The organism is Kineosporia sp. A_224 (assembly GCF_002198655.1).
Classification (GTDB): Bacteria; Actinomycetota; Actinomycetes; order Actinomycetales; family Kineosporiaceae; genus R-H-3.
Window position 1 is genome coordinate 1 of sequence record NZ_MWLN01000028.1, and the last position, 25,609, is coordinate 25,609.

21 protein-coding genes and 2 pseudogenes are annotated in these 25,609 nt (G+C 74.0%); 13 read left to right on the top strand and 10 right to left on the bottom strand.

Translation table 11 applies throughout. The features are described from left to right. Positions 1-400: 400 nt before the first annotated feature. Positions 401-1,447: a hypothetical protein gene (locus tag EDJALFJO_RS00830; RefSeq protein WP_088281245.1), complete on the bottom strand. Its 1,047-nt coding sequence runs from the start codon at positions 1,445-1,447 to the stop codon at positions 401-403. A gap of 110 nt (positions 1,448-1,557) precedes the next feature. On the opposite strand from EDJALFJO_RS00830, the gene EDJALFJO_RS00835 reads away from it, so the two are divergent. From EDJALFJO_RS00835 to EDJALFJO_RS00845, 3 genes are all read left to right on the top strand, one after another. Then, positions 1,558-4,209 (top strand): valine--tRNA ligase, encoded by a 2,652-nt coding sequence (locus EDJALFJO_RS00835; protein WP_088281247.1) that lies wholly within the window; start codon positions 1,558-1,560, stop codon positions 4,207-4,209. 163 nt (positions 4,210-4,372) lie between these two features. Next, complete coding sequence (locus EDJALFJO_RS00840; RefSeq protein ID WP_088281251.1) at positions 4,373-4,891, top strand: SigE family RNA polymerase sigma factor; 519 nt, start codon at positions 4,373-4,375, stop codon at positions 4,889-4,891. After that, positions 4,888-5,586, top strand: a complete 699-nt coding sequence (locus EDJALFJO_RS00845; RefSeq protein WP_088281254.1) for a hypothetical protein — start codon at positions 4,888-4,890, stop codon at positions 5,584-5,586. Before EDJALFJO_RS00840 ends, EDJALFJO_RS00845 begins: the two co-directional genes overlap by 4 nt. Positions 5,587-5,627: 41 nt before the next feature. On the opposite strand, the gene EDJALFJO_RS00850 is transcribed toward EDJALFJO_RS00845, so the two are convergent. From EDJALFJO_RS00850 to EDJALFJO_RS00865, 4 genes are all read right to left on the bottom strand, one after another. Next, a complete protein-coding gene (locus EDJALFJO_RS00850; protein ID WP_088281256.1) occupies positions 5,628-6,050 on the bottom strand; it encodes a VOC family protein in 423 nt (140 codons plus the stop codon). Positions 6,051-6,131: 81 nt separating this feature from the next. Then, positions 6,132-6,578 carry an AraC family transcriptional regulator gene (locus EDJALFJO_RS00855; protein WP_088281258.1) on the bottom strand — a complete coding sequence of 149 codons (447 nt, stop codon included), beginning with the start codon at positions 6,576-6,578 and terminating at the stop codon, positions 6,132-6,134. After that, complete coding sequence (locus tag EDJALFJO_RS00860) at positions 6,575-7,804, bottom strand: MFS transporter (protein WP_088281261.1); 1,230 nt, start codon at positions 7,802-7,804, stop codon at positions 6,575-6,577. Before EDJALFJO_RS00860 ends, EDJALFJO_RS00855 begins: the two co-directional genes overlap by 4 nt. A 46-nt stretch (positions 7,805-7,850) precedes the next feature. After that, positions 7,851-8,549: a hypothetical protein gene (locus EDJALFJO_RS00865; RefSeq protein WP_088281263.1), complete on the bottom strand. Its 699-nt coding sequence runs from the start codon at positions 8,547-8,549 to the stop codon at positions 7,851-7,853. A 414-nt stretch (positions 8,550-8,963) separates the two neighbouring features. On the opposite strand from EDJALFJO_RS00865, the gene ileS reads away from it, so the two are divergent. The 3 genes from ileS to EDJALFJO_RS00880 are packed head-to-tail and all read left to right on the top strand — an operon-like array spanning position 8,964 to position 13,879. After that, positions 8,964-12,149: an isoleucine--tRNA ligase gene (gene ileS / locus EDJALFJO_RS00870; protein ID WP_088281292.1), complete on the top strand. Its 3,186-nt coding sequence runs from the start codon at positions 8,964-8,966 to the stop codon at positions 12,147-12,149. Further along, complete coding sequence (locus tag EDJALFJO_RS00875) at positions 12,146-13,492, top strand: folylpolyglutamate synthase/dihydrofolate synthase family protein (protein ID WP_198949883.1); 1,347 nt, start codon at positions 12,146-12,148, stop codon at positions 13,490-13,492. Before ileS ends, EDJALFJO_RS00875 begins: the two co-directional genes overlap by 4 nt. Positions 13,493-13,501: 9 nt before the next feature. Continuing rightward, positions 13,502-13,879 carry a DUF4233 domain-containing protein gene (locus EDJALFJO_RS00880; RefSeq protein WP_088281268.1) on the top strand — a complete coding sequence of 126 codons (378 nt, stop codon included), beginning with the start codon at positions 13,502-13,504 and terminating at the stop codon, positions 13,877-13,879. 67 nt (positions 13,880-13,946) lie between these two features. Here EDJALFJO_RS00880 and EDJALFJO_RS33155 read toward each other — a convergent pair whose 3' ends face one another. Together EDJALFJO_RS33155 and EDJALFJO_RS00890 are read right to left on the bottom strand one after the other, a co-directional pair. Next, positions 13,947-15,197: a GGDEF domain-containing protein gene (locus EDJALFJO_RS33155; RefSeq protein WP_143448213.1), complete on the bottom strand. Its 1,251-nt coding sequence runs from the start codon at positions 15,195-15,197 to the stop codon at positions 13,947-13,949. A gap of 52 nt (positions 15,198-15,249) precedes the next feature. Continuing rightward, positions 15,250-15,429 carry a hypothetical protein gene (locus EDJALFJO_RS00890; protein ID WP_088281270.1) on the bottom strand — a complete coding sequence of 60 codons (180 nt, stop codon included), beginning with the start codon at positions 15,427-15,429 and terminating at the stop codon, positions 15,250-15,252. A 249-nt stretch (positions 15,430-15,678) separates the two neighbouring features. Between EDJALFJO_RS00890 and ndk (EDJALFJO_RS00895) the strand changes: the two genes are divergently transcribed. Next, on the top strand, positions 15,679-16,104 hold the full coding sequence (ndk, locus tag EDJALFJO_RS00895) for a nucleoside-diphosphate kinase (RefSeq protein WP_088281272.1): 426 nt from the start codon (positions 15,679-15,681) through the stop codon (positions 16,102-16,104). A gap of 41 nt (positions 16,105-16,145) precedes the next feature. Here the strand turns inward: ndk (EDJALFJO_RS00895) and EDJALFJO_RS00900 are convergent, their stop codons facing one another. Then, positions 16,146-16,652, bottom strand: coding sequence for a MarR family winged helix-turn-helix transcriptional regulator (locus EDJALFJO_RS00900; RefSeq protein ID WP_088281274.1), 507 nt, complete (start codon positions 16,650-16,652; stop codon positions 16,146-16,148). A gap of 104 nt (positions 16,653-16,756) precedes the next feature. On the opposite strand from EDJALFJO_RS00900, the gene EDJALFJO_RS00905 reads away from it, so the two are divergent. The 3 genes from EDJALFJO_RS00905 to zwf all read left to right on the top strand — a co-directional run bounded on the left by EDJALFJO_RS00905 (position 16,757) and on the right by zwf (position 21,022). After that, positions 16,757-18,904, top strand: coding sequence for an MMPL family transporter (locus EDJALFJO_RS00905; RefSeq protein WP_088281276.1), 2,148 nt, complete (start codon positions 16,757-16,759; stop codon positions 18,902-18,904). Positions 18,905-18,992: 88 nt separating this feature from the next. Next, on the top strand, positions 18,993-19,436 hold the full coding sequence (gene ndk, locus EDJALFJO_RS00910; RefSeq protein ID WP_088281279.1) for a nucleoside-diphosphate kinase: 444 nt from the start codon (positions 18,993-18,995) through the stop codon (positions 19,434-19,436). 86 nt (positions 19,437-19,522) lie between these two features. Further along, on the top strand, positions 19,523-21,022 hold the full coding sequence (zwf, locus tag EDJALFJO_RS00915) for a glucose-6-phosphate dehydrogenase (protein WP_198949884.1): 1,500 nt from the start codon (positions 19,523-19,525) through the stop codon (positions 21,020-21,022). Here the strand turns inward: zwf and EDJALFJO_RS00920 are convergent. Continuing rightward, entirely contained in the window at positions 20,964-21,929 is a 966-nt protein-coding gene (locus EDJALFJO_RS00920; RefSeq protein ID WP_088281285.1) for an AraC family transcriptional regulator, read from the bottom strand. The genes zwf and EDJALFJO_RS00920 overlap by 59 nt on opposite strands. A 114-nt stretch (positions 21,930-22,043) precedes the next feature. On the opposite strand from EDJALFJO_RS00920, the pseudogene EDJALFJO_RS34760 reads away from it, so the two are divergent. The 3 genes and pseudogenes from EDJALFJO_RS34760 to EDJALFJO_RS00930 all read left to right on the top strand — a co-directional run. Continuing rightward, positions 22,044-22,304 (top strand): annotated as a pseudogene (locus EDJALFJO_RS34760) (DUF1772 domain-containing protein); the annotation flags it as partial. Positions 22,305-22,329: 25 nt separating this feature from the next. Then, the gene (locus tag EDJALFJO_RS36210) at positions 22,330-22,566 is read left to right on the top strand and encodes an anthrone oxygenase family protein (protein WP_198949886.1); all 237 of its coding nucleotides are present in this window, start codon (positions 22,330-22,332) and stop codon (positions 22,564-22,566) included. Between the two features lie 383 nt (positions 22,567-22,949). Continuing rightward, complete coding sequence (locus tag EDJALFJO_RS00930; protein WP_088281287.1) at positions 22,950-24,905, top strand: TIGR03960 family B12-binding radical SAM protein; 1,956 nt, start codon at positions 22,950-22,952, stop codon at positions 24,903-24,905. Positions 24,906-24,945: 40 nt separating this feature from the next. Here EDJALFJO_RS00930 and EDJALFJO_RS00935 read toward each other — a convergent pair. Next, a pseudogene (locus EDJALFJO_RS00935) lies at positions 24,946-25,609 on the bottom strand (hypothetical protein); the annotation flags it as partial.

Sequence of the window (25,609 nt, forward strand, 5' to 3'; positions counted from 1 at the left end):
GGCGCGTGCGCTGGGGAGGGGCGGCGTCCTCTGGCGGGTTGTGCACGGTACGGGCGGCGTCCTCTGGCGCCTGCTGCACGTGACGTCGGCATCCTCTGGCGGGTCATTCCCTCGACGCTCGTCGTCCTCTGGTGTCTCATGCACCTCACGCCAACCTCTGGTGTCTAAAACACTCTAAAACGCAGATTTAGGGTGCTTCCCACACCAGAGAACGCTGACCCTCGCGGTTGACGTGCACGAGCCGCCAGAGGACGACGACGCCTCGGTCAGGTGGCGTGCGTATCCCGCCAGAGGACGGCACCCCGTCCAGGTGAGGTGCGTGTCCCGCCAGAGGACGCCGAGGCCCCCGAACGACGGGCGACGACGGGCCGGCGAGACGACGACCCCGACCCCGACCCGGCTACTCCGTCGCCCGACGCTCCACCGCGGCCCGCGCCTCCCGGGCGAGCGTCAGCGCAGAGCCGCCCGTCGCGGTCACCGTGACGCTCACGACAGCGCCCGCGTCGACGGCGAGGCACATCGTCGTGCGGCCGTTGTGGACGCCGCAGCCGAACCAGCCGCCGAGCTCGCCGGGGTCGCGTTCGGTGAGGACCACTCCCGACGCGCCGACCGCGCGGGCGAAGCCGGCCAGCACGAGCTCGCGCTCGTCCGCCTCGAGCGGGTGCTGCGGGCGGCCGACGACGACGACCACCCGGGTCCCGGCCCTTCCGCCGTAGACGGCGAGGTCGGTGATCATCTGCCCGGCACCGGAGCCGAGCAGGCCGGTCTGGGCCGCCTTGGCCTGGGCCGTCGCGCTCGCGGTCGTGATCCGGGTCATGCCGGCGACCGTCCGCGGGACGTGCACGCTCGTGCGCTCCCAGACGACCCGGTCCTCGTGCTCGAGGTAGCGGGGCACGCCGACGACCGCCCCGTAGCCGACGGCCCCGGCGAGCAGCGCGGCGAGCACCGACGCGACGGCGACGCGGCCCGGACGGCGGCGGGCCCGGCGGCCGAGCGCCACGTCCTGCTGCGCTGCCGGGAGCGGTCGCGGGGACGGCGCCCGCCACGTCGCGCCCTGCGCGGTGGTCGGCGCCGGGTGGCCGGACGACGGCGCCACGGCGTGCGCGGTGAACGCGGGCACAGGACGGCCGGGCACGAGCGCCGGGGAGACGGACGGCGGCGGCACGGAGACCGGGGGAGCGGCGGCCCGGCCCTGACCCGCGGAGCCCCACGGCCGCTGGTCGCCGCGCGGCTGGACCGGCCGCTCGAACACCGGCGGCAGGTTGGGCGGCGGTGCGGACAGTCGGCCGGCGGGCACGAAGGGCGCGTCGGGGCCGTAGTCCTCGGGGGCCAGGCTCTGCAGGGGCCGGGTCCGCTGCGAGGGGAGCCGGCCGGCGACGGGGGAGTCCGCGGCCTGGCCGGGGCGTCCCTGGGGGAAGTAGTCGTACCCGGGCTCCGTGCGTGCCACCCGCGTGCACCTCCCCGCCCTCGACGATCCTCCCCGCTCTCCTCGGCACGACGCGCCCCGACCTTGAGCCCGGTTCGGAGCACACCCTGAACCTCCGTAGGATTTCGGGCATGCCTTCGACCAGCCCCGACGCGACGACGCGCCCGACCACCAGCCTCCCGCCGAAGTTCGTCCCGGCCGAGGTAGAGGGGCCGCTGTACTCGGGCTGGGTATCGAAGGGCTACTTCACCGCCGACCCGGCCTCCGGCAAGCCGCCGTTCTGCATCGTCATCCCGCCGCCGAACGTCACCGGCAGCCTGCACATCGGGCATGCCCTCGACCACACGATCCAGGACTCGGTGATCCGTCGCCGCCGGATGCAGGGGTTCGACGCCCTGTGGCTGCCAGGCATGGACCACGCCGGCATCGCGACCCAGAACGTCGTCGAGCGCGGCCTGCGCGCCGAGGGGAAGACCCGGCACGACCTCGGCCGCGAGGACTTCGTCGCGAAGGTCTGGGAGTGGAAGGAGGAGTCGGGCGGCACGATCCTCGGCCAGATGAGGCGCCTCGGCGACTCCGTCGACTGGAGCCGCGAGCGCTTCACCATGGACCCGGTGCTCTCGCGCGCCGTCCAGACCATCTTCAAGCGGCTCTACGACGACGAGCTCATCTACCGCGCCGAGCGGATCATCAACTGGTGCCCGCGCTGCCACACCGCGCTGTCGGACATCGAGGTCGAGCACCACGAGGACGAGGGCGAGCTCGTCGAGCTCGTCTACGGCGACCCGACCGGCGACGACCGCATCGTCGTCGCGACGACCCGGGTCGAGACGATGCTCGGCGACACCGCGATCGCCGTGAGCCCCGGCGACGAGCGGTACGGCCACCTCGTCGGCCGCGACGTCGAGCTGCCGCTCACCGGCCGCCGGATCCCCGTCGTCGCCGACGACCACGTCGACCCGGAGTTCGGCACCGGCGCGGTCAAGGTCACCCCCGCGCACGACCCGAACGACTTCGAGATCGGCCAGCGGCACGACCTGCCGATGCTCGACATCATGACCAACGAGGCCGTCATCGCGAACACGGGGACGCGCTTCGACGGGCTCGACCGTTTCGCCGCCCGGGTCGCCGTCCGGGAGGCCCTCGCCGAGCTCGGCCGGGTCGGCGCCGAGAAGCGTCCGTACCTGCACGCGGTCGGGCACTGCTCGCGCTGCGACACGGTCGTCGAGCCGCGGCTCAGCAAGCAGTGGTTCGTGAACGTGGCCCCGCTGGCGAAGGCCTCCGGGGACGCCGTGCGCGACGGCCGCGTGAAGATCCACCCCAAGGAGCTCGAGCCGCGCTGGTTCGGCTGGGTCGACAACATGCACGACTGGTGCATCTCCCGGCAGCTCTGGTGGGGGCACCGGATCCCGGTCTGGTACGGCCCGGACGGCGAGGTCCGCTGCGTCGGCCCGGACGACGAGGCGCCCACCGGCGAGGGCTGGACCCAGGACCCCGACGTCCTCGACACGTGGTTCTCCAGCGCGCTGTGGCCGTTCTCGACCCTCGGCTGGCCGGACGACACCGCCGACCTCGAGCGGTACTACCCGACGAGCGTCCTCGTGACGGGCTACGACATCCTCTTCTTCTGGGTCGCCCGGATGATGATGTTCGGCCTCTACGCGATGGACGGCCGGCAGCCGTTCGACGTCGTCGCCCTGCACGGCCTCGTCCGCGACCAGTTCGGCAAGAAGATGTCGAAGTCGCGCGGCAACGTCGTCGACCCGATCGAGTGGATGGACAAGTACGGCGCCGACGCGCTGCGCTTCACCCTCGCCCGGGGAGCGAACCCCGGCTCGGACCAGGCGATCAGCGAGGACTGGGCCGCGGGCAGCCGCAACTTCTGCACGAAGCTGTGGAACGCCACCCGGTTCGCGCTGCTCAACGGCGCGACCGTCGAGGGCGACCTGCCCCCCGCGGCCGAGCAGTCCGTCGTCGACCGCTGGATCCTCTCCCGGCTCGCGACCGTCACCGCCCAGGTCGACGCCGGGTACGAGGACTTCCAGTTCGCCAAGACCACCGAGGCGCTCTACCACTTCGTCTGGGACGAGGTCTGCGACTGGTACCTCGAGCTCGCCAAGCTCCCGCTCGCCGAGGAGGGCCCGGCCGCGCAGGTGACCCGGCGCGTCCTCGGTGAGGTGTTCGACGTCGTCCTGCGCCTGCTGCACCCCGTGACGCCGTTCGTCACCGAGGCGCTGTGGACCGAGCTCACCGGCGGCGAGTCGCTCGTCGTCGCGGCGTGGCCGCAGGTCGACCCGGCCCGCGCGACGGCCCCGCTCGACCCGGCCGCCGAGGCCGAGGTCGCCGACCTCCAGCGCCTCGTCACCGAGGTCCGCCGGTTCCGCGCCGAGCAGGGGCTGCGGCCCGGCAAGCGGGTCCCGGGCCGGCTCAGCGGCCTCGAGGCGACCGGTCTCGCCGCGCACGAGGGCGAGATCCGGGCGCTGTCGACGCTCGACCCGGCGGACGCGAGCTTCACGCCGTCCGCCAAGCTCGCCGCCGGTGCGGTGACGGTCGAGCTCGACCTCATCGGCGCGATCGACGTCGCCGCCGAGCGCAAGCGGCTCGAGAAGGACCTCGCGACCGCCCGCAAGGAGGCCGACGCCGCGCAGGCCAAGCTCGGCAACGAGCAGTTCCTCGCGAAGGCCCCGGCGGACGTCGTCGCGAAGATCGAGGGCCGCCTCGCCGCCGCCCGCGCCGACGTCGAGCGCCTCGACGCCCAGCTCGCAGCCCTCCCGGTCGCCTGACTCCGACCCCGCAGTTACTAGCGCGTATGACCCGATAAATGGGTCATACGCGCTAGTAACTCGGGGCTGCGAACGACGAGGTCCGCGGGGAAACCTCCGCGGGCCCTGTCGCGTGTGGTGGGGTGAGACGGCGCCGACGGGCGGAGCCGGGGCAGGGGACGTCATGAGCGGGGCGGGCGAGGACTTCGACGCCTACGTGCGGGCGAGCGGCCCCCGGCTGGCGCGGCTGGCGTTCCTGCTGACCGGCGACCACGACACCGCGGAGGACCTGCTCCAGACCGCGTACGCCAAGGTGCTGCCGCGCTGGCGGCAGGTGAGCACGTACGAGGACCCCGACGCGTACCTGCGGCGGGTCATGGTGAACACCCGGACGTCGTGGTGGCGCCGGCACCGCGGCCGCGAGTCGTCCTGGGCACAGGTGCCGGACGCCGCCGCCCGCGGCGACGTCGCGGACGACGAGGCCGTGCTCGACGAGGTACTCGCTGCGCTGCGCCGGCTGCCCCGGCGGCAGCAGGTGGCCGTCGTCCTGCGGCACTACTGCGACCTGTCCGAGGCGGAGACGGCCGCGGTCATGGGCATCTCCGTCGGCGGCGTGAAGAGCACGACGAGCAAGGGGCTCGCGGCGCTGCGCGCCGTGCTGCGCACCGATCCGACGTCGACGAGCGAGGAGGCGGCCCGATGAGTACCGACGACCTGACCCACGATGCCCCGGACGACCTCGGACGGGCGCTGGACCTGCTCGCGCGCCGGGCCGACCGGCACGCGCCGGCCGACCGGCTGCCCGCCGTCCACCGCCGGGCCCGGCTCCGGGCACGGCAGCGGACGGCGGCCCTCGCGGCGGCGGTCGCGCTCGCCGTCGCCGGGGGCGGTGCCCTCGTCAACGGCACCGCGGGCAGCGACCGGGGGAGCGGACCCGCGGTCACGCCCACCGAGGCACCGAACGGGCTGTTCGACGTCGTCCAGGTCACCGACCAGGCCGTCGTCGGTGCGGCGGCCGCGCCCTACGCGGGCACCGGCACCCGGGTCGTCGTCCTCGAGATCCGGGTCGACGGGGCGGTGCCGAGCACCGCTCCCGCGGGCGCGGCCGAGGGGGCCGGCTCCTCGCAGGACCCGGCGGCGTTCGGCATCCGGGTCGAGCAGCCGGGTCTGGGCTTCCAGGGCAGTGGCGAGGCGCCGCGCTGCGCGCCCGGCGCACCCCTGGTCGACGTCACCTCGGACGAGTTCGTGACGCTGCTCTACAGCGGGGACTTCCCCGGGACGACGGCTGACGTCATCGTCACCGTGACGGCCTGCGAGCCGGTCGGACCGGTGACCCGGGGGATCACCGTCCGGGTCCCGCCGCCGCCGACGACGACGACGGCATCGCCGTCCGGCTGACCGGTCGGCGACGCCGTCGTGTGCTGTCGTACGGGTGGGCGTCAGCCCATCGGCGTCCGCTGCGACACCCGGACCGTGTTGCCGGACGGGTCGCGGAAGCCGAAGTCGATGCCGTAGGGCTGCTCGGTCGGCTTGTCGGTGAACTCGACGCCCTTCGCGGCGAGGGCGTCGTAGGTCGCGTAGGCGTCCTCGGTCGTGAAGAACACGGCGCCCGCGAACCCCTTGCCCATGAGCTCGGTCACCTGGGCGCGCGTCACGTCGTCCATGACCGGCGCTCCGGGGATGGCCATGAGGACGACGCTGCAGCCGTCCGAACCCTTCGGCCCCACCGTCAGCCACCGGAAGTTGCCCATCTCGGGCACGGTGACGTCCTCCTTGACCTCGAAGCCGACCTTCTCGGTCCAGAAGGCGAGCGACTCGTCCTGGTCGTGCACCCAGAGCTGCGTGGTCGAGAGCGTGAGCATGGTGGTGGTCCTCCATCGGTCGTCTTTCGGTGTGTGACGACCGTAGGCGCGGCCGGCGTCCCGGGTCTTCTCCGTTCGTGCTCACTCGCCGGAGCGGCCGGCGGGCTCCTCGGGGGCGTCGTCCGACCGGTCGCGGACCGGTCGTCCGTAGGCCCGCAGCACGCAGCCCGGGATCGGCACGAGCGCCGCAGCGGGCGGGAAGAAGTCCCGGTAGGCGGTCGGCGTCCGGCCGTAGGCGGCGGTGAAGCTCGTCGTGAACGACCCGACGCTCGTCAGCCCGACCGCGACGCAGATGTCGGCCACCGACCAGTCCGTGCTGCGCAGCAGCGTCGCCGCCCGCTCGAGCCGGCGGGTCAGCAGGTAGGCGTGCGGCGACTCCCCGAAGGCCCGCTTGAAGGCCCGGCTGAAGTGCGCCCGGGACAGGTGCGCGGCGGCGGCGAGGTCGTCGACGGTGAGCGGCTCGGTGTACCGGGCGTCCGCGAGGTCGCGCGCCCGCACGAGGTGGCGTACGGGCGGCGTGGGGGTCACGGGGTCAGGGTAGGTGGTCCGGCCGACGGTCCGGCCGACGCTCTGGCCCGCAGCGACACCACGGCGATCAGCGCGGCCGCGGCGACGGCGCCGACCGCCGCGGCGGCCAGCGACGGCGACATGGCGCGGTGGTAGACCGGCAGCAGCACCAGCGGGGCGATCGCCGAGCCGACGAACTGCCAGGACAGCGTCATGGACGTCGCCCCGCCCCGGTTCTCCGGCGTGCTGGTCACCGCGAGGGTGTTGACGACGACCCGGGCGGCCGTCGAGGCCGCGCCCGCGACGGCGACGGCGGCGACGAGCATCCACACCGCCGGGACGACGCCCGCCGCGGCCGTCACCGCGGCGAAGACGAGCAGTGCGCCGACGCCGGTGCGGCGCAGGCCGAACCGGTCGGCGAGGCGGCCGAGCACCCGACCGGTGGCCAGCCCGGCGACGCCGAACGCGGCGACGACGAGGCCGCGGGCGTCCGGCCCGAGGCCGAACCGGTCGCCGCCGAGCAGCGCGACGAGCACGAGCAGGCCGGTCGTCGACAGGTAGAGCCCGAACGCGACGCCGCAGGCGAGGGCCAGCCGCGGGTTGGCGAGCGTCTTGTACCGCCCCCACGCGGTGAGCGCCCCGGCCGCGCGGGGGTCGGCGGGCGCCGCGTCCGACGGCGGGACGAACGCCAGCGCGGCGGCGGCCAGCGCGCTCGCGACGAACGCCCAGCGGTAGTCGAAGGCCGCGGCGCCGCCGCCGACGAGCGGGGCGAACGCCTGGCCCGCGGCCTGCATGCTCGCGTACCACCCGAGCGAGCGGCTCAGGCGCTCGCGCGGGACGGCGTCCGAGATCGCCGCTACGAGCAGCGGGGAGGTGAACGCGTTCGCCGCCCCCTGCAGCGCCCGGCCGCCGAGGAAGAGCCCGGCGGTCGGGGCGAGCGCGCACGCGAGCGAGGCGACGGCGTAGACGACGTACGCGCCCCGGACGGTCCGCGAGCGGCCCCACGACTCGGCGAGCGTGCCGGAGACGAGCATGATCGCGGCGAACGGGATGAGGTAGGCGGTGAGCGCCCACGCGGCGGTGCCGAGCGAGGTGTCGAGCCCGGTGGCGAGCTCGGGGAGCATCGGGGTGACCATCGCCCCGCCGAACGGGCCGAGGAAGCCGCCGATGTAGAACGCCCACATCCGCGGCGGGGCCGGACCGGACCCGCCCGCGGCGCCGGGGCGCTGCTCGGCGGTGTCCGTCACCGCTCCAGGGTAGGCAGCGCCCTCCGGTCCGCTCCCGGTGGTGTCCTCAGTAGACGTCCCTGACGTTCACCACCCGGCCGTCGGGACCGTCGGTCACACTCACCCGCAGCGCGCCCAGCAGGACGCCGAGGGCTGCGTACTCCTGCTCCAGCGCGGCGTACGCCCGGGCGAGCGCCGGGCCCGGCTCGGGGACCCGGCCGGCGACCTCCTGGGTGTCGTCGCTCCAGTACCCGGCGAACCCGGCGCCCGGCGCAGCATGGGACTCCCACCGGGCGTAGACCTTCGTCCACGGGCCGCCGGGGACGGTCGTCAGTGCACGGACCAGCTCGTCGACCGCGGCGGCGCGCGAGGCGACGAACGCCACTCGTTCCGCCTGCGTCTGGACGTAGCGCCGGACGACGTGCCAGCTGCCGCCGTCGCGGCGCAGGCAGACCCGCAGGCAGTACACCGGGACCCCCGCCGCGACCGTCGCGCCGATCAGCGCCTGGCCGCGTGCGCGCACCTCACCGCCCGGCGGGGACAGTCGGTGCAGTGCCTGGTGCAGCAGCAGGTGCCGGTCGGGGTCGAACTCGTCGGGGGAGCCGGCCTCGAAGGAGAGGCCGGTGGACATCGACACCCGGTCCCCGTCCATGAGGACGGCCGGGACCGACCAGTCCGCCGCGTCCGTGGCGAGGTCGCCCTCGTCGAGCGCGGCGACCAGGCAGCTCTCCAGGGCCGCCCACTCCGGCAGCGTCGTCACGTCCATGGTGCTCCTTCCGTACGTCGCGCGAACGCTAGGCGGCGCCGGTCACCGGGCGGTCACCGGCGGGTCGCAGGGCGGCCCGGCTCCGGGACCGGGGCGCGGCCCGGCGATTCTCGGTTCGGAGCACGGGGGGTCGGCGTCTACGATGGACCGCACAGGCGTCGACCCGGCCATCACCGGCGAGCCTCCGGAAGAACGGGACGTCCGCCTCCCGCCCGCGGGTCGGCAGGCGTCCTCAGTAGAACCGGACGGAACCGGCCCGTCAGCCGGCGAACGAGCGGTCGTCGCTCCGGGTCGTGAGACCCGGACGGCGGCAAGCGAGGTGGTACCGCGGTGCCGTCCGGCCGGTCCGGGCGCGTCGTCCTCGCACGGAGCACCGGTGACGGTGCGGACGAGCGCGACGCGGAAGGCACGACGATGACGTACCCCAAGGCCACCCACGCCGCGGGCGAGCAGCCCGGCGCGGTCCCCACGAGCCCGAGCTTCCCGCGCGTCGAGGAGTCGGTCCGCGCGTACTGGGACGCCGACGACACGTTCGTCGCGAGCGTCGAGGCACGCGAGGCGGGCACGGACGGCGCCAACGAGTTCGTCTTCTACGACGGCCCGCCCTTCGCCAACGGCCTGCCGCACTACGGCCACCTGCTCACCGGCTACGTCAAGGACGTCGTCCCGCGCTACGAGACGATGCGCGGCCGCCGCGTCGAGCGCCGTTTCGGCTGGGACTGCCACGGCCTGCCCGCCGAGGTCGAGGCGGAGAAGCAGCTCGGGATCGCCCACAAGAACGAGATCGACGCGATGGGCGTCGCGGCGTTCAACTCCGTCTGCGAGTCCTCGGTGCTCAAGTACACCAAGGACTGGGAGGAGTACGTCCACCGCCAGGCCCGCTGGGTGGACTTCGAGAACGACTACAAGACGCTCGACCTGGACTACATGGAATCCGTCATGTGGGCCTTCAAGACGTTGTGGGACAAGGGCTACGTCTACGAGGGCTTCCGGGTGCTCGCGTACTGCTGGCGATGCGAGACGCCGCTGAGCAACACCGAGACCCGGATGGACGACGTCTACCGGCAGCGGCAGGACCCGGCGGTCACGGTCGGCCTCACGCTGACGAGCGGCCCGTACGCCGGCGCGAAGGCGCTCATCTGGACGACGACCCCGTGGACGCTGCCGAGCAACCTCGCGATGGCCGTGCACCCGGACATCGACTACGTCGTCGTCACCGGCCGCCCCGCGGACGGCGACCGCCCGGCAGACCCCGACACGTACGTCCTCGCCGAGGCCCGCCTGGGCCACTACGCGCGGGAGCTCGGGGACGACGCCGCCGACCGGGTCACGGCCCGGTTCAAGGGCGCCGCGCTCGTCGGCTCGACCTACACCCCGCCGTTCGCGTTCTTCGCCGGGCGCGAGAACGCGCACCAGGTGCTGCCCGCCGACTACGTGACGACGGACGACGGCACCGGCGTCGTGCACATCGCGCCGGCGTTCGGCGAGGAGGACAAGGTCGTCACGGACGCCGCCGGGATCGAGCCGGTCGTGCCCGTCGACAGCCAGGGCCGGTTCACCGCCGAGGTGCCCCCGTACGCCGGCGTCCAGGTCTTCGACGCGAACAAGCTCGTCGTCGCCGACCTCAAGGCCGCGGGCTCGCTGCTGCGCCAGGAGACCTACGACCACCCGTACCCGCACTGCTGGCGCTGCGACAACCCCTTGATCTACAAGGCGGTCTCGTCGTGGTTCGTCCGCGTGACGCAGTTCCGCGACCGGATGGTCGAGCTCAACCAGCAGATCCGCTGGGTGCCCGACCACATCAAGGACGGCTCGTTCGGCAAGTGGCTCGCGAACGCGCGCGACTGGTCGATCAGCCGCAACCGCTACTGGGGCAGCCCGATCCCGGTGTGGCTCAGCGACGACCCGAACTACCCGCGCACCGACGTCTACGGCTCGCTCGCCGAGCTGCAGCGCGACTTCGGCGTGGAGGTCACCGACCTGCACCGGCCGTTCGTCGACGACCTGACCCGGCCCAACCCGGACGACCCGACGGGCCGCTCGACGATGCGGCGCGTCCCCGAGGTGCTCGACTGCTGGTTCGAGTCCGGCTCGATGCCGTTCGCCCAGGTGCACTACCCGTTCGAGAACGCGGACTGGTTCGAGCACCACTACCCGGGCGACTTCATCGTGGAGTACATCGGCCAGACCCGCGGCTGGTTCTACACGCTCCACGTGCTCGCGACGGCGCTGTTCGACCGGCCCGCGTTCGCCACGTGCGTGAGCCACGGGATCCTCCTGGGCGACGACGGTCGCAAGATGAGCAAGAGCCTGAAGAACTACCCGGACGTCCGCGACGTGTTCGACCGCGACGGTTCCGACGCCATGCGCTGGTTCCTCATGTCGAGCCCGGTGCTGCGCGGCGGCAACCTCATCGTCACCGAGCAGGGCATCCGGGACGGCGTCCGGCAGGTGATGATCCCGCTGTGGAACGTGTGGTCCTTCTACGCGCTCTACGCCAACTCGGCGAACGGCGGGGCGGGCTACGACGCGACGTGGCGCACCGACTCGACCGACGTGCTCGACCGGTACGTCCTGGCGAAGACGCACGACCTCGTCGGCACCGTGACGGCGCAGATGGACGACTACGACATCGCCGGCGCGTGCCAGAGCGTCCGCGAGTTCGTCGACGTCCTGACGAACTGGTACGTCCGGCGCTCGCGGGAGCGGTTCTGGCGCGAGGACACCGACGCGTTCGACACCCTGTTCACGGTGCTCGAGACGACGTGCCGGGTCGCCGCGCCGCTGCTGCCGCTGGTCACCGAGGACGTCTGGCGCGGGCTCACGGGGGAGCGATCGGTGCACCTCACCGACTGGCCGGCCGCCGCGGCGCTGCCCGCGGACGACGCGCTCGTCGCGGCGATGGACCGCGCCCGGGAGGTCGCCTCGACGACCCTCGGCCTGCGCAAGGCGCAGTCGCTGCGGGTCCGCCAGCCGCTGCGCTCGCTGACCGTCGTCACCGCCGAACCCGCTGCGCTGCAGTCGTTCTCGGCCGTCGTTGCGGACGAGGTGAACGTCAAGGAGGTCCGCCTGCTCGCGCTCGACGCCCCGGAGGCGGCGCAGGTCGGCGTCTCGCAGCGGCTCACCGTCAACGCCCGGGCCGCCGGCCCGCGCCTCGGCAAGGGCGTGCAGGACGTCATCCGGGCGAGCAAGACCGGCGACTGGACGGCGGACGACGCGGGCTCGGTCGTCTGCGGCGGCGTGCCGCTCGTCGAGGGGGAGTACACCCTCGAGACGGTCGTCGCCGACGACGACGGCTCCGCGCACCGTGCGGTCGCCGTCCTGCCCGGCGGCGGGTTCGTCGTCCTCGACACCGAGGTCGACGACGAGCTCGCGGCCGAGGGCTGGGCGCGGGACGTCGTCCGCGAGGTGCAGGACGCCCGCAAGGCGGCCGGGCTGCACGTCTCGGACGCGATCCTGCTGCGCCTGACGGTCCCGGCCGACCGGCAGGAGTGGGCCGCGCGGCACCTCGACCTCGTCACGGGCGAGACGCTGGCCCGCGAGGTCGAGCTCACGGCGTCCGGCGAGACCCTCGTCGTCGCCGTGGAGCGGCTCGCGTGACGCGCACCGCGCAGGAGACCTACGCCGAGATCCTCGGGCGGGCGCCCGAGCACGACCTCGTGCCGAGCCTGGACCGGATCGCCGCCGTCTGCGAGCTGCTCGGCGACCCGCAGCGGTCGTTCCGGGTCGTCCACCTCACGGGGACGAACGGCAAGACGTCGACGACGCGGATGGTCGAGCGGCTGCTCCGCGAGCACGGCCTGCGGACGGGGCGGTTCGTCAGCCCGCACCTCACGGACGTCCGGGAGCGGATCGCCCTCGACGGCGAGCCGCTCTCCCCGGAGCGGTTCGTCGAGGTCTACGAGGAGGTCCTGCCGTACGTCGAGGTCGTCGACGCCCGGTCGGCGACCGCCGGTGAGCCGCGGATGACGTTCTTCGAGGTGCTCGTCGCGATGGCGTACGCGGCCTTCGCGGACGCCCCCGTCGACGTCGCCGTCGTCGAGGTCGGGATGGGCGGCGCGTGGGATGCGACGAACGTCGCGGACGGCGAGGTGTCGGTCGTCATGCCGATCGCCGTCGACCACGAGCGCTTCCTCGGCCACGACGTCGCGACGATCGCCGGCGAGAAGGCCGGGATCATCAAGAAGGGCGCGACCGCCGTCCTCGCCCAGCAGCCGGTCGAGGCCGCCGAGGTGCTCCTGCGCCGGGCCGGCGAGGTCGGCGCCCGGGTCGCCCGCGAGGGCCTGGAGTTCGGTGTCGTCCACCGTGACGTCGCCGTCGGCGGCCAGCTCGTCACGCTCTCCGGTCTCGCCGGCACCTACGAGGACGTCTACCTCCCGCTCCACGGCGAGCACCAGGCGCACAACGCGGCCTGCGCGCTCGCCGCCGTCGAGGCGTTCCTCGGCGCGGGGTCGGAGCAGGCGCCGGACGGGCTCGACCGCGACGTCGTCCGGGCCGGGTTCGCCGGGGTGGACTCGCCGGGCCGGCTCGAGGTCGTCCGGCGCGGCCCGACGGTGCTCGTCGACGCCGCGCACAACCCGGCCGGGGCCGCCGTCCTCGTCGACGCCATGCGGGAGGCGTTCACCTTCACCAAGCTCGTCGGCGTCGTCGGCGTGCTCCAGGAGAAGGACGCCGACGGCATCCTCGGTGCGCTCGAGCCGATCCTCGACGAGATCGTCGTCACCCAGTCGTCCTCGCCGCGGGCGATCCCCGCCGAGGAGCTCGGCGAGCTCGCCGAGGAGATCTTCGGCGAGGAGCGCGTGCTGGTGCGGCCGCGGCTCGACGACGCGCTCGACGAGGCGATCGGCATCGTCGAGGCCGGCGGCGCCGTCGGCGGGGGAGTGCTCGCGACCGGCTCGGTGACGATGGCCGCCGACGTGCGCACCCTGTTCAAGGTGCGGTAGGCAGGTCCGGTGCGTGCACCCAAGCGGGCCCTCGCGGCGAGCGTCCTCGGTCTGGAGTCGTTCGTCGTCCTCTTCGCCGGCCTCGTCGCGTTCGGCCTCGCCCGCCGGTCGGACGGTGCGGGGGCGACCGGCGGCGACACCCGCGCCCTCGTCGTGTGCGCCGTCCTCGCCCTCGCCTGCCTGCTCGGCGCGGGGCTGCTCCGCCGGCCGTGGGGCTACGTGCTCGGCAGCGTGCTCCAGGTCGCCGTCCTCGCGACCGGGTTCTGGGTGCCGGCGATGTTCTTCCTCGGCGCGGTGTTCGCGGCCCTGTGGGTCGTGGCCCTGCGCACGGGGGCGCGGATCGAGCGCGAACGCGCGGAGTACGCAGCGACCCACCCCGCCCCGTAGCCGTCCTCTGGCGGGCTGAGCACCCCAAAGCTCGATTTTGGGGTGCATGTCCCGCCAGAGGACGGGATCAGGATGCGGACGCCGTCGCCTGCGCCGAGACCGTCCGCCAGGCCTGTGCGACGACCTGGTTCACGCCCTCGCCGACGACCGCCTCGGCCTGCCGGCCGAGCGCGGCGGCTGCCTCGGCGCGGGCCTCGGCGGTCGGTGCGGGGGCGGGGGTGCCCAGGTTCGCGTGGATGTCCCGCTCGGCCGCGGTGAGCAGGGTGACGAGCCCGCCGTCGTCCCAGGGGTGCATGACCGCTCGGCCGAGGACGAGCCGGCGCGGCCAGACCTCCGGCGGGATGGGGCAGTCCTGCGCGAGCTTGGCGGCGATGCGCTGCTCGAGGACGTCCATCGGGGCACCCTGGCCGTGGGTGACGACGACGAGCATCCCCTCGCGCCAGCGCCCGACGACGTCGGTGGCGCGGACGACGGACCGGGTGATCCCGCAGACGTGCCGCACGAGCGTGTCGACGCCCTCCGCACCGCCCCAGGCGTGGACGGCGGCCATCCCGTCGACGCCGACGAAGGTGCAGCCGACGGCGCCGCCCTCGCGGCGGGCGATCGCGACGAGGTGCTGGCCGACGAGCTGCAGGCCGCGGCGGTCGGGCAGCCCGGTGAGCGGGTCGAGGACGGCGAGGTTCGCCCGGGTCTCCAGGGCCGCGACCCGGCCGCCGAGCGTCTCGAGCTCGCCCTCGAGGGTCTCGACCTCAGTCTCGAGGGCCTCCACCTCGGCGAGCGCGGTGAGCCGGACCCGGCGCATCGACAGCCCGCCCGCACCGGCGACGAGCATGGTGAAGACGGCGTAGGGGAGCGTCGTGAGCGGGCCGGTGAGCGCCGCCGCGCCCCAGATCCCGAGCAGGAGCGCGAGCGTACCGACGAGCCAGCGCCGGTCGAGCAGGACGGCGCACCCGCCGGCGACGACGAGCACGAGGTCCGCCGAGCGCTCCAGGCCGCCGGTCGCGCGCTGCGCGACGAGCGCGTCGAGCGCCGCGAGGACGAGGCAGAGCGCGAGGACGGCGTGCGCCCGGTGCCCGGTGGGCCGGCGCCGGCGCAGCACGAACGCGGCGACGCAGACGGTGACCCCGAGCGTGCCGGAGGCGAGCGCGAGGAAGCTGCCGACGACGTCCTGCACGGACGCGAGGTGCGCCAGCGACATCGAGGCGAGGAGCGCGCCGAGCACAGCGGGCGCGAGCGGCACGAGCCGGCCCGTCGCGCGCGCGTAGGCGCCCGACGAGGGGTCGACAGCGGGGGTCCGCTGCGCTGCCCTGCGGCTCACTGCGCCTCCGATCCGTGCGTGGATCCGTGCGTGGTGCGGACCGGTTGCTGCGTCAGGCGGCCTGCGGGCGGTCCGGGCCCGGGGTGCCGGCGCGCGGCCGGAGCGGGACGACGGGGGCCAGCCCGCGCCCTGCGGCGACGAGCAGGCCGTGCCGGTCGCCGGAGGTGTCGAGGGCGGCGGACAGGACGCTCGTGAGGACGAGGGTGAGCGGCAGGTCGCGCGGCGGCGTCATGGCGGTCCCTCCGGGTGCTCGGTGCGGGTCGGTCACCCTGAGACAGTCGTCGCGGACGCCACCGGCTTGAGGGCCGCGGCCCGCCGCGGACCGGTCGGGACGCAGGTTCACCCGACCGCCGTCACCCGGCAGGCCCAGTGCGTGCGGAGCGTCACCACCTGGCTAGGCTTCGTGCTGCCGGCGCAGGGTGTGCCGTCACGCCGCGCGAGCAGCACCTGCCGCGCCGGTCGAGCAGCACAGGAGGATCCCGTGGCCAGCACCGAGCGGACGCTCGTCCTCGTCAAGCCGGACGGCGTGCGCCGCGGCCTCACCGGCGAGGTCCTGCGGCGCATCGAGACCAAGGGCTACGCCGTCGTCGCGCTGGAGCTGCGCGTCGCGACCCGGGACCTGCTCGAGCAGCACTACGCCGAGCACATCGGCAAGCCGTTCTACGAGCCGCTCGTCGAGTTCATGAGCAGCGGCCCCGTCGTCGCGGCCGTCGTCGAGGGCCAGCGCGTCATCGAGGGCTTCCGGTCGCTCGCCGGCTCGACCGAGCCGACGCTCGCCCCGCCCGGCACGATCCGCGGCGACCTCGGCCGGGACTGGGGCACGTCCGTGCAGCAGAACCTCGTCCACGGCTCCGACTCGGTCGAGTCCGCGGCGCGCGAGATCGGGATCTGGTTCCCGGGGCTCTGAGCCCCGCCCCTGGCCCCGCCCGTCCGTCCTGACGCGGCTGGTCAGGGGGCCGGTTCGTCGTCCAGCGCCCGGCGGTGGTCGGCGAGGCCGTCCGCCATGCCCGTGAGGAACCGCCGGACGACGGCCAGGTCGGCGTCGGACATCGGGCCCATGACCTGCTCCTGCAGCGGCGCGAGGCGGCCGAAGAAGTCCATGGCGACGGCCATCCCGTGCTCGGCCCAGCGCAGGTGGAGCTTGCGGCGGTCGACGTCGTCGCGGTCGCGCCGGATGTGGCCCTGCTTCTCGAGCCGGTCGACGACGGCGGTCGTCGCACCCGACGAGAGCCGGAGCTTGGCGGCGAGCTCGCCGGGCGTGAGCGGCGCCCCCGCGCCCTCGGCGTCCATGACGTGCACGAGCGCCTCGAAGTCCGTCGGGTGCAGGCCGTGCCGCGACGCGAACTCGTGACCGAGCCGCTGCGACTCGACCGTGACGCGGCGCAGCAGCGCCTCGACCTCCTCGACGAGGCGTTCGCGCTCGGTGCCGCGCGGGCCGTGCCCGGGCTCGCCCACGCCGTCCCTCGCCTCCTGGTGGTTCGAGTTGCGGAGATCGCTCCACTCATCGAAACTCTCGACTGTCGAGATAGTTTACCGCCGAGACACCTCGAGGGCATCCCATGTCCGCTGCACCCGCCGTCACCAGGGGCCGGCTCGCCGCCTGGCTCACCGTAGCCGCCGCCGTCGTCGTCGGCGCGGCCGTCTTCGGGCTCCCCGCCCCGGACAACCCCGCACCCGTCTCGTCGACGGGGCTGTCCGCCCAGTGGCAGTCCACCCAGGTCGAGAAGCTCCAGGAGCAGCTGCCGTCCACCGGGGTGGAGCCTGCGGTCGTCGTCGTGAGCCGCGCGGACGGCGCCGCGCTCACCGAGGCGGACCGGTCCGCCCTCGCCGGTGTCGCCCCCGACCTGGGCCGGTTCGCCGTCGGCGGGCAGGTCGCGCCCGCGCAGGTCTCGCCGGACGGCACCGTCGCCCTCGTCGCCGTCCCGATGTCCGGCACGGCGGACGACGTGACCACCGCGAAGAACGTCACCGACCTGCGGACGGCGCTGGACGTCCTGCCGGCCGGCCTCGTCGCCGAGGTCACCGGGGCCCCGGCGATCAACGCCGACCTCTCGGCGGTGTTCGACGGCGCCGACGTGACCCTGCTCGCCGTCACCGCGGGCGTCGTCGCGCTGCTGCTCCTCGTGACCTACCGCAGCCCGTTCCTCTGGTTCGTGCCGCTCGTCGTCGTCGCGGCGACCGAACAGATCACCCTCAAGGCGGTGGGCGTCGTCGTCCCGGCGCTCGGCATCAACCTCGTCGAGGGCGCCGTCACCGGCATCGCGAGCGTCCTCGTCTTCGGTGCCGCGACCGACTACGCCCTGCTGCTCATCGCCCGCTACCGGGAGGAGCTGCGCCGCGAGGAGGACCGCTTCGTCGCCATGCGCACCGCCGTCCGCCGCACCGCGGAGCCGATCCTCGCGAGCGGGTCGACGGTCGTGCTCGGCGTCCTGACGCTGCTCCTGTCCGAGCAGGAGACGAACCGGGCGCTCGCGGTCGCCTGCGCGATCGGCGTGCTCCTCGCGATGGCGTCCGCACTGCTCGTGCTGCCCGCGGCGCTCGTGCTCTTCGGCCGCTTCCTGTTCTGGCCGTTCGTGCCGCGCGTCGGCAGCCCGGCCCGCGAGGGCCGGGTGTGGGGCCGGCTCGGTGCCGCCGTGCTGCGCCGGCCGGTCCCGGTCGCGGCGCTGGCGACGCTGCTGCTCGCGGGGCTCGCGCTCGGCGGGCTCGGGATCCGCAGCGGGCTGTCGCAGAGCGAGCTGTTCCGGGAGCGGCCCGAGGCGATCGCCGCCGCGGACACCCTCGCGAAGGCCTTCCCGGCGGGCACGACGCAGCCGCTCGCCGTCCTCACCAGCCCGGCCGCGGCCCAGCAGGTCGCCGACGCGGCGGCGCAGGTCCCCGGGGTCGCCTCGGCGGCCCCCGGAACGGCCGCGGAGAGCGTCGCCCAGGTCGACGTCGTCCTCGACGCCGAGCCCGGCAGCGAGGCCGCGCGCGACGCCGTCGAGGCGCTGCGGGCAGCGCTCGCCGACGTCCCCGGCTCCGCGCCCCCCGCAGTGCCCGGCGGACCGGCACCGGCCGGGGCCGTCGTCGGCGGCAGCGTCGCGGCGACGGTCGACCTCGACGCGGCGAACTCGGACGACCGCCGGCTCATCCTCCCGGTGATCCTGCTGCTCGTCCTGGGCGTGCTCGTGCTCCTGCTGCGCGGGCTCGTCGCCCCGGTGCTCCTCATGCTCACGGTCGTCGCGTCGTTCTTCGCGAGCCTCGGCGCCGCCTGGCTGCTCTTCGACCATGTGCTGGGCTTCCCGGCGCTCGACAGCGGCGTCGTGCTCCTCGCGTTCGTGTTCCTCGTCGCGCTCGGGGTCGACTACAACATCTTCCTCGTGACGAGGGCCCGGGAGGACGCCCGCACGATGGGGACGCGGGACGGCATGCTCTCGGCGCTCAAGGTGACCGGCGGCGTCATCACGAGCGCGGGCATCCTGCTCGCCGCGGTCTTCGCCGTCCTCGGCGTCCTGCCCCTCATCACGCTGACCCAGATCGGCATCATCGTCGGCATCGGCGTGCTCCTCGACACGCTGCTCGTGCGCACCGTGCTCGTGCCGGCCCTCGCGTTCGTCCTCGGGGAGCGGTTCTGGTGGCCCGCCCGGGTCGCCTCCGGTCGCGGCGCTCCGGACGGCGACGCCGGCGGGGAGCCGGAGGACGACCGGACCTTGGTCGCACCGGCACCGTAGCGGCCCGCGCCTAGCCTGGCGGTGGTCGCCGGCGTCCACCCCGCGTGGACCCGTCGCGGCCACCGCCGGCACTCGTGCGAGGGAGATCATGGACGGCGCAGCGACGCTCGAACGGACCCTGCTCGTCGTCAAGCCCGACGGCGTGGCCCGCGGCCACGTCGGCGAGGTCCTGCGCCGGGTCGAGGCGAAGGGCTACCGGATCGTCGCCCTCGACCTGCGGGTCGTGGACCGGGGGATCCTCGCCGAGCACTACGCCGACCACGTCGACAAGCCGTTCTACCCCGACCTCGAGGCGTTCATGACGTCCGGGCCGGTCGTCGCCGCCGTCGTCGAGGGGGTCCGGGTCGTCGAGGGCCTCATGACGCTCTGCGGGCCGACCGACCCCACCGTCGCACCGCCCGGCACGATCCGCGGCGACCTCGGGCACGACCACGGCCACGGCAGGACGGAGAACGTCGTCCACCGCAGCGACTGCCCCGAGGCGGCCGAGCGCGAGATCAAGATCTGGTTCGGGGACGTCGCAGGCGTATGAGCGCCGGGTCGTGGGAGGAGGACCCTCCCTGGGTGTCCTACCCGTTCGAGGCAGCAGATGTAACAGATGGCTGTCACGATCATCCGGTGTCCACCGAACACCGTCCCCAGACGATCTCGTACCCCGCGCCCGGGTCCGTGCCGTACCACTCCAACGGCGAGCACGTGGACCCGCACGTCGTCGTCCTCTTCGGAGCGACCGGCGACCTCGCCCGCCGCAAGCTGCTGCCCGGGCTCGCCCGGCTCGCGACGTCGGCCCTCGCACCCGACGTCCGCGTCGTGGCCACCTCCCTGGAGGACTACGACGTCGAGGGCTTCCGGGTCTTCGCCAAGCAGGCCGTCGAGGAGTTCGGCGGCGGCCGCCTCGACGCCGGGGCCTGGGAGGACTTCGCCTCCCGGCTGACGTACGTGCCGCAGGGCGCCGGCCCCGAGGCGCTGCGGGCCGCGGTCACCGAGGCCGAGGCCGAGCTCGGCGAGTCCGCGCTGCGGCTGCACTACCTCAGCGTGCCGCCGCGCGCGGCCCTCGCCGTCATCGCGATGCTCCGCGACGCCGGGCTCGTCGACCGCTCCCGCGTCGTCCTGGAGAAGCCGTTCGGCACCGACCTGCCGAGCGCTGTCGCCCTGAACGCGCACCTGCACGAGACGTTCGACGAGAGCCAGATCTTCCGGATCGACCACTTCCTCGGCAAGGAGGCGGCGCAGAACATCCTCGCGTTCCGCTTCGCGAACGGGCTGTTCGAGCCGATCTGGAACCGCAACTTCATCGACCACGTGCAGATCGACATCCCCGAGACCCTCGGGCTCGACCGCCGGGCCGGGTTCTACGAGGCGACCGGTGCCTACAAGGACATGGTCGTCACGCACCTGCTCCAGGTGCTCGCCTTCGTCGCGATGGAGCCGCCGACGGCGCTCGAGCCGCGGGCCATCAGCGAGGAGAAGAACAAGGTCTTCCGCTCGATGATGCCGATCGACACCCGGGACGTCGTCCGCGGCCAGTACACCGGGTACCGCGCCGAGGAGGGGGTCTCACCGGACTCCGACACCGAGACCTTCATCGCGCTCAAGGTCGCCCTCGACAACTGGCGCTGGGCCGGCGTCCCGTTCTACCTGCGGACCGGCAAGAAGATGGCCGAGGGGATGCGGATCATCTCCATCGCCTTCCGGGAGGCGCCGCGCTCGATGTTCCCGGCGAACTCCGGTGTCGGGCAGGCCGGGCCGGACCACCTGACGTTCGACCTCGCCGACGCGTCCAAGGTGTCGCTGTCGTTCTACGGCAAGCGGCCCGGGCCGGGGATGAAGCTCGAGAAGCTCTCGATGCAGTTCTCGACCCAGGAGACCGACCGGGCCGGCGACGTCATGGAGGCGTACGAGCGGCTCATCCTCGACGCGATGCGCGGCGACCACACGCTCTTCACGACGGCCGACGGCATCGAGAGCCTCTGGGACCGCTCGACGGCGCTCATCACCGACCCGCCGCCGGTCAAGCCCTACGCGCCCGGCACGTGGGGCCCGAACGCCATCCACCAGCTCATCGCGCCGCACGCGTGGCGGCTGCCGTTCGAGCGGGCCTGGCGCGAGAAGAGGTAGGGCTGACGCCGCGCTCGCGCTTGAACGCGGCACTGAAGGCGAACGGCGTCGCGTAGCCGACCCGGCGCGACACGGCGGCGACCGTGGCGCCGGGCTCGGCGAGCAGGTCGGCGCCGAGCGCGAGCCGCCAGTCGGTGAGGTAGGCCATCGGCGGGCGGCCGACGAGGGTCGTGAACCGGCGTGCCAGCGTCGCCCGCGACACCGCCGTGGCCCGGGCGAGCGACTCCAACGTCCACGGCGCGGCCGGGTCGTCGTGGAGCAGCCGCAGCGCGTGGGCCGCCACCGGGTCCGTCCGGCCCCGGTACCAGCCGGGGGCCGCGCACTCCGGCCGGGTCAGCCAGGCCCGCAGGCCGGCGACGAGGACGACGTCGAGCAGTCGGTCGACGACGGCGTCCTGGCCCGGTGCGTCCCGCGCGGTCTCGGCGGCGAGCAGGTCCAGGGCACCGGTGTCCCAGTCCTCGCGCGGCAGCACCGCGAGATGGGGGAGGACGTCGAGCGCCGCTGCTCCGACGTCGCCCGCCGCCTCGTACGTGCCGACGACCATCGCGACGCCGGCGTCGAGCCGGGTGCCCCAGGCCCGAACGCCGAGGTCGAGGTCGTGGCACAGCGGGTCGCCGTCCAGGTCGGTGCTCACGTTGCCCGGCCCGATCACGGTCGTCGGCCGCCGGTCCGGGGTGTCGGCGAGCGTCCACGGCTGCGGGCCGCGGGCCAGCACGAGCCCGCCCGGGTCCACGCGCAGGCTCAGGCCGTCGTCGTCCCGGGCCCACGCGGTGCCGCGCAGCAGTGCGACGACGCACAGCGCGGCGCCGTCGGCGACCCGGATCCCGAACGGCGGGTCGACGTGCGCGCGCAGCACGGCCGCCCGACGGGCCCGCGGGCCGTCGAGCAGTGCCTCGAGAGCGTCCATGCGGTCCACGCTACGGCCGGACGGCGCCCTGGGGAAGGCATTGTGAGACGAATGCGTATACGGATGCGACGGAGCATCATGGATCGTCTCGCCCGGGCCGCCCAGACTAGGGCCATGGACCTCCTGCGAAGGCTCGTGCTGCTCTTCTCCGCCGCCACCTCCGGCCTCGTCGCCGGCCTGCTGTTCGCCTACGCCGTCTCGGTCATGCCGGCGCTCGCCCGGGTCGACGACCGGTCGTTCGTCGAGGTGATGCAGCGCGTCAACGTCGCGATCCTCAACGGCTGGTTCCTCGTGCCCTTCGTCGGTGCGCTCGTCGGCGGCCTCGCTGCCGTCGCCCTCCACCTGCCCGCCGCGGCGAGCGCGTCGTTGAGGGGCNCGTAGAGGGCGAGCCCGGCCCGCCCTGCCCTGGGCCGCCGCCGGGCTCGCCCTCTACGTCGCGACCCTCGCCGTCACCGGCCTGGTCAACGTGCCCCTCAACGACGCGCTCGCCGCGGCGGGGGAGCCGGCCGCGCTCGCCGACCCGGCCGCCGTCCGGGCCGCGTTCGAGAGCCGCTGGGTGACCTGGAACGTCGTCCGGACCCTCACCGCGGCCGGAGCCCTCGTCTGCTTCGCCTGGGCCGGCCTCGCCGGCACCTGAAGGACGACGACCGCCCGGTGGCGGCACATCGTCGGCGTTGTGCTTTGCTCTGCCATCACCAGCGAGCCACGCAGCGTGGACGCGAGCGTGATGCCTCGCGGTCGCCGGGACGACCATCAGACCGCACGCTCGGCCCCGCGCTCGCGAACACGCTGAGCCGACGACGCGTCCGGTGCGGGCCCGGCTCGCTGGTGATGGCAGAGCAAAGCGTCCTGAACGGCACTTCCTGCCCGGGGGCCCGGGATCGGGCGCCGGTGCGCCCCGCGCGGGCGCGGCGGTTACCCTGGAACGGCAGTTCCGGCGTCCGCGGGTGAGCGCCGCCGCGGGCGGCCGAACGCACGTGCAAGAACCGATCGCCGTCCACCGGAAGGGTCGTCACGACCATGCCCGTCGAGTCCGTCTTCGACCGGCTCGAGCTGCTCCTGCCGCTCGTGAGCAAGCCGATCCAGTACGTCGGCGGTGAGCTGAACAGCCAGGTGAAGGACTGGGACGTCGCCGGTGACGCGACCGTCCGCTGGGCGCTCATGTACCCCGACGCCTACGAGGTCGGGCTGCCCAACCAGGGCGTCATGATCCTGTACGAGGTCCTCAACGAGCGGCCCGACGCCCTCGCCGAGCGCACCTACGCGGTGTGGCCGGACATGGAGAAGCTCATGCGGGAGAACGCCGTCCCGCAGTTCACGGTCGACGGGCACCGGCCGGTCGGCGCGTTCGACGTCCTCGGGATGTCGTTCTCCACCGAGCTCGGCTACACGAACATGCTCACGGCGCTCGACCTCGCCGGCATCCCGCTGCTCGCGAAGGACCGCGACGAGTCGCACCCGATCGTTCTGGCCGGCGGGCACGCGGCGTTCAACCCCGAGCCGATCGCCGACTTCCTCGACGCGGCGGTCGTCGGGGACGGTGAGCAGGCCGTGCTCACGATGACCGACGTCATCACCGCCTGGAAGAGCGAGGGCCGTCCGGGCGGGCGCGAGGAGCTGCTCCTGCGGCTGGCGAACACCGGCGGCATCTACGTGCCGCGGTTCTACGACGTCGACTACCTGCCCGACGGCCGGATCCAGCGGGTCGCGCCGAACCGGCCGGGCGTGCCCTACCGGGTGCACAAGCACACCGTCATGGACCTCGACGAGTGGCCGTACCCGAAGCAGCCGCTCGTGCCGCTCGCCGAGAGCGTCCACGAGCGGATGAGCGTCGAGATCTTCCGTGGCTGCACCCGCGGCTGCCGGTTCTGCCAGGCCGGGATGATCACCCGGCCGGTCCGCGAGCGGTCGCTTCAGGGGATCGGGCAGATGGTCGAGAAGGGCCTGGCCGCAACGGGTTTCGAGGAGGTGGGGCTGCTCAGCCTGTCGAGCGCCGACCACTCCGAGATCGGCGACCTCGCCAAGCAGCTCGCCGACCGCTACGAGGGCACGAACACCGGCCTCTCGCTGCCGAGCACCCGGGTCGACGCGTTCAACATCGACCTCGCGAACGAGCTGTCCCGCAACGGGCGCCGCTCCGGCCTCACGTTCGCCCCCGAGGGCGGCAGCGAGCGGATCCGCAAGGTCATCAACAAGATGGTCACCGAGGACGATCTCGTCCGGACCGTCTCGGCGGCCTACGGCAACGGCTGGCGCCAGGTGAAGCTCTACTTCATGTGCGGCCTCCCGACCGAGACCGACGAGGACGTCCTGCAGATCGCCGAGCTCGCCAAGCGGGTCATCGCGACCGGCCGGGAGGTCTCCGGCAGCCGCGACATCCGCTGCACCGTGAGCATCGGCGGCTTCGTGCCCAAGCCGCACACGCCGTTCCAGTGGGCCGCCCAGGAGCACCACGAGGTCGTCGACGCCCGGCTCGCGAAGCTGCGCGACGCGATCCGCTCGGACCGCCGGTACGCCAAGGCGATCGGCTTCCGGTACCACGACGGCAAGCCGGGGGCGATCGAGGGTCTGCTGTCCCGCGGTGACCGCCGCGTCGGCAGGGTCATCCGCGCGGTGTGGGAGGACGGCGGCCGGTTCGACGGCTGGAGCGAGCACTTCTCCTACGAGCGCTGGGAGCGCTGCGCGGACCAGGCGCTCGCCGACGAGCCGGTCGACCTCGGCTGGTACACGACGCGCGAGCGTGAGTTCACGGAGGTGCTCCCGTGGGACCACATCGACTCGGGCCTCGACAAGGACTGGCTCTGGGAGGACTGGCAGGACGCCGTCACCGGCGTCGAGGTCGAGGACTGCCGCTGGACGCCGTGCTTCGACTGCGGGGTCTGCCCGCAGATGGGCACGGAGATCCAGGTCGGCCCGACCGGCCGTCAGCTGCTGCCGCTCACCGTGTCCCGGCCGACCGGCGTGCCGGTCGGCTGAGAAGTCGGAGAGGTCGGCAGAGCCGGCGGCCGAGCCGGGATCAGCGCAGCGGCTTGACGTCCGCCACGGCGATGGCGACCGGGCTGGCGTCCGACGGGAGCGTCGCGGTCCAGGTCGTCCCCGCCCGGTCGGCGCAGATCGTCGTGCCGGCCGCCGCGCTGAGGCAGTTGAGGTTGAGGACGCGCGGGTCGTCGATCCGGATGCGCACCGGGTCGGCGCTCTCGGACGACCCACGGCTCGTGAACGACGGGACGCCGATGGTCCGGCGGACCGAGCCGGCCCCGTTGAGGTTCACGAACGTCCCGGAGACCCGGTAGCGCAGGACCACCCGGGTGACCTGCTGGCCGGCGGGCGGGATGGCGAACCAGCCCGCGGCCTCCCGCTGGGGCCGGACGGCGCGGCCGTCCAGCTCGACCTGGAGGTCCTCGACGACGGGCTCGAAGCCGGTGAGCGTCGTGCCCCAGGAGGCGACGTCCGGCAGCACCAGCGAGACGCTCGACTGGGCCGCCGAGAAGACGGCCCGCTCGTAGACGTCGATGTGCTTCAGGTCGCGGTCGATCGCGACCGTGACGTCGGTGCCGGGTGCGTCGATGCCGGGGCCGGTCGTCGGGACGCCGGGCGGGACGAGGACCTGGCCGTCGCGCCAGGGCAGCGGGGTCGTGGTCACGGCGGGCGCCGGGGCCGACGAGGGGGCCGGGGTGACG

Coding starts and splice junctions, on each gene's coding strand:
- EDJALFJO_RS00835 (WP_088281247.1), top strand. CDS start 1,558: ATGCCTTCGACCAGCCCCGACGCGACGACGCGCCCGACCACCAGCCTC.
- EDJALFJO_RS00840 (WP_088281251.1), top strand. CDS start 4,373: ATGAGCGGGGCGGGCGAGGACTTCGACGCCTACGTGCGGGCGAGCGGC.
- EDJALFJO_RS00845 (WP_088281254.1), top strand. CDS start 4,888: ATGAGTACCGACGACCTGACCCACGATGCCCCGGACGACCTCGGACGG.
- EDJALFJO_RS00850 (WP_088281256.1), bottom strand. CDS start 6,050: ATGCTCACGCTCTCGACCACGCAGCTCTGGGTGCACGACCAGGACGAG.
- EDJALFJO_RS00865 (WP_088281263.1), bottom strand. CDS start 8,549: ATGGACGTGACGACGCTGCCGGAGTGGGCGGCCCTGGAGAGCTGCCTG.
- ileS (WP_088281292.1), top strand. CDS start 8,964: ATGACGTACCCCAAGGCCACCCACGCCGCGGGCGAGCAGCCCGGCGCG.
- EDJALFJO_RS00890 (WP_088281270.1), bottom strand. CDS start 15,429: ATGACGCCGCCGCGCGACCTGCCGCTCACCCTCGTCCTCACGAGCGTC.
- EDJALFJO_RS00905 (WP_088281276.1), top strand. CDS start 16,757: ATGTCCGCTGCACCCGCCGTCACCAGGGGCCGGCTCGCCGCCTGGCTC.
- ndk (WP_088281279.1), top strand. CDS start 18,993: ATGGACGGCGCAGCGACGCTCGAACGGACCCTGCTCGTCGTCAAGCCC.
- EDJALFJO_RS00920 (WP_088281285.1), bottom strand. CDS start 21,929: ATGGACGCTCTCGAGGCACTGCTCGACGGCCCGCGGGCCCGTCGGGCG.
- EDJALFJO_RS00930 (WP_088281287.1), top strand. CDS start 22,950: ATGCCCGTCGAGTCCGTCTTCGACCGGCTCGAGCTGCTCCTGCCGCTC.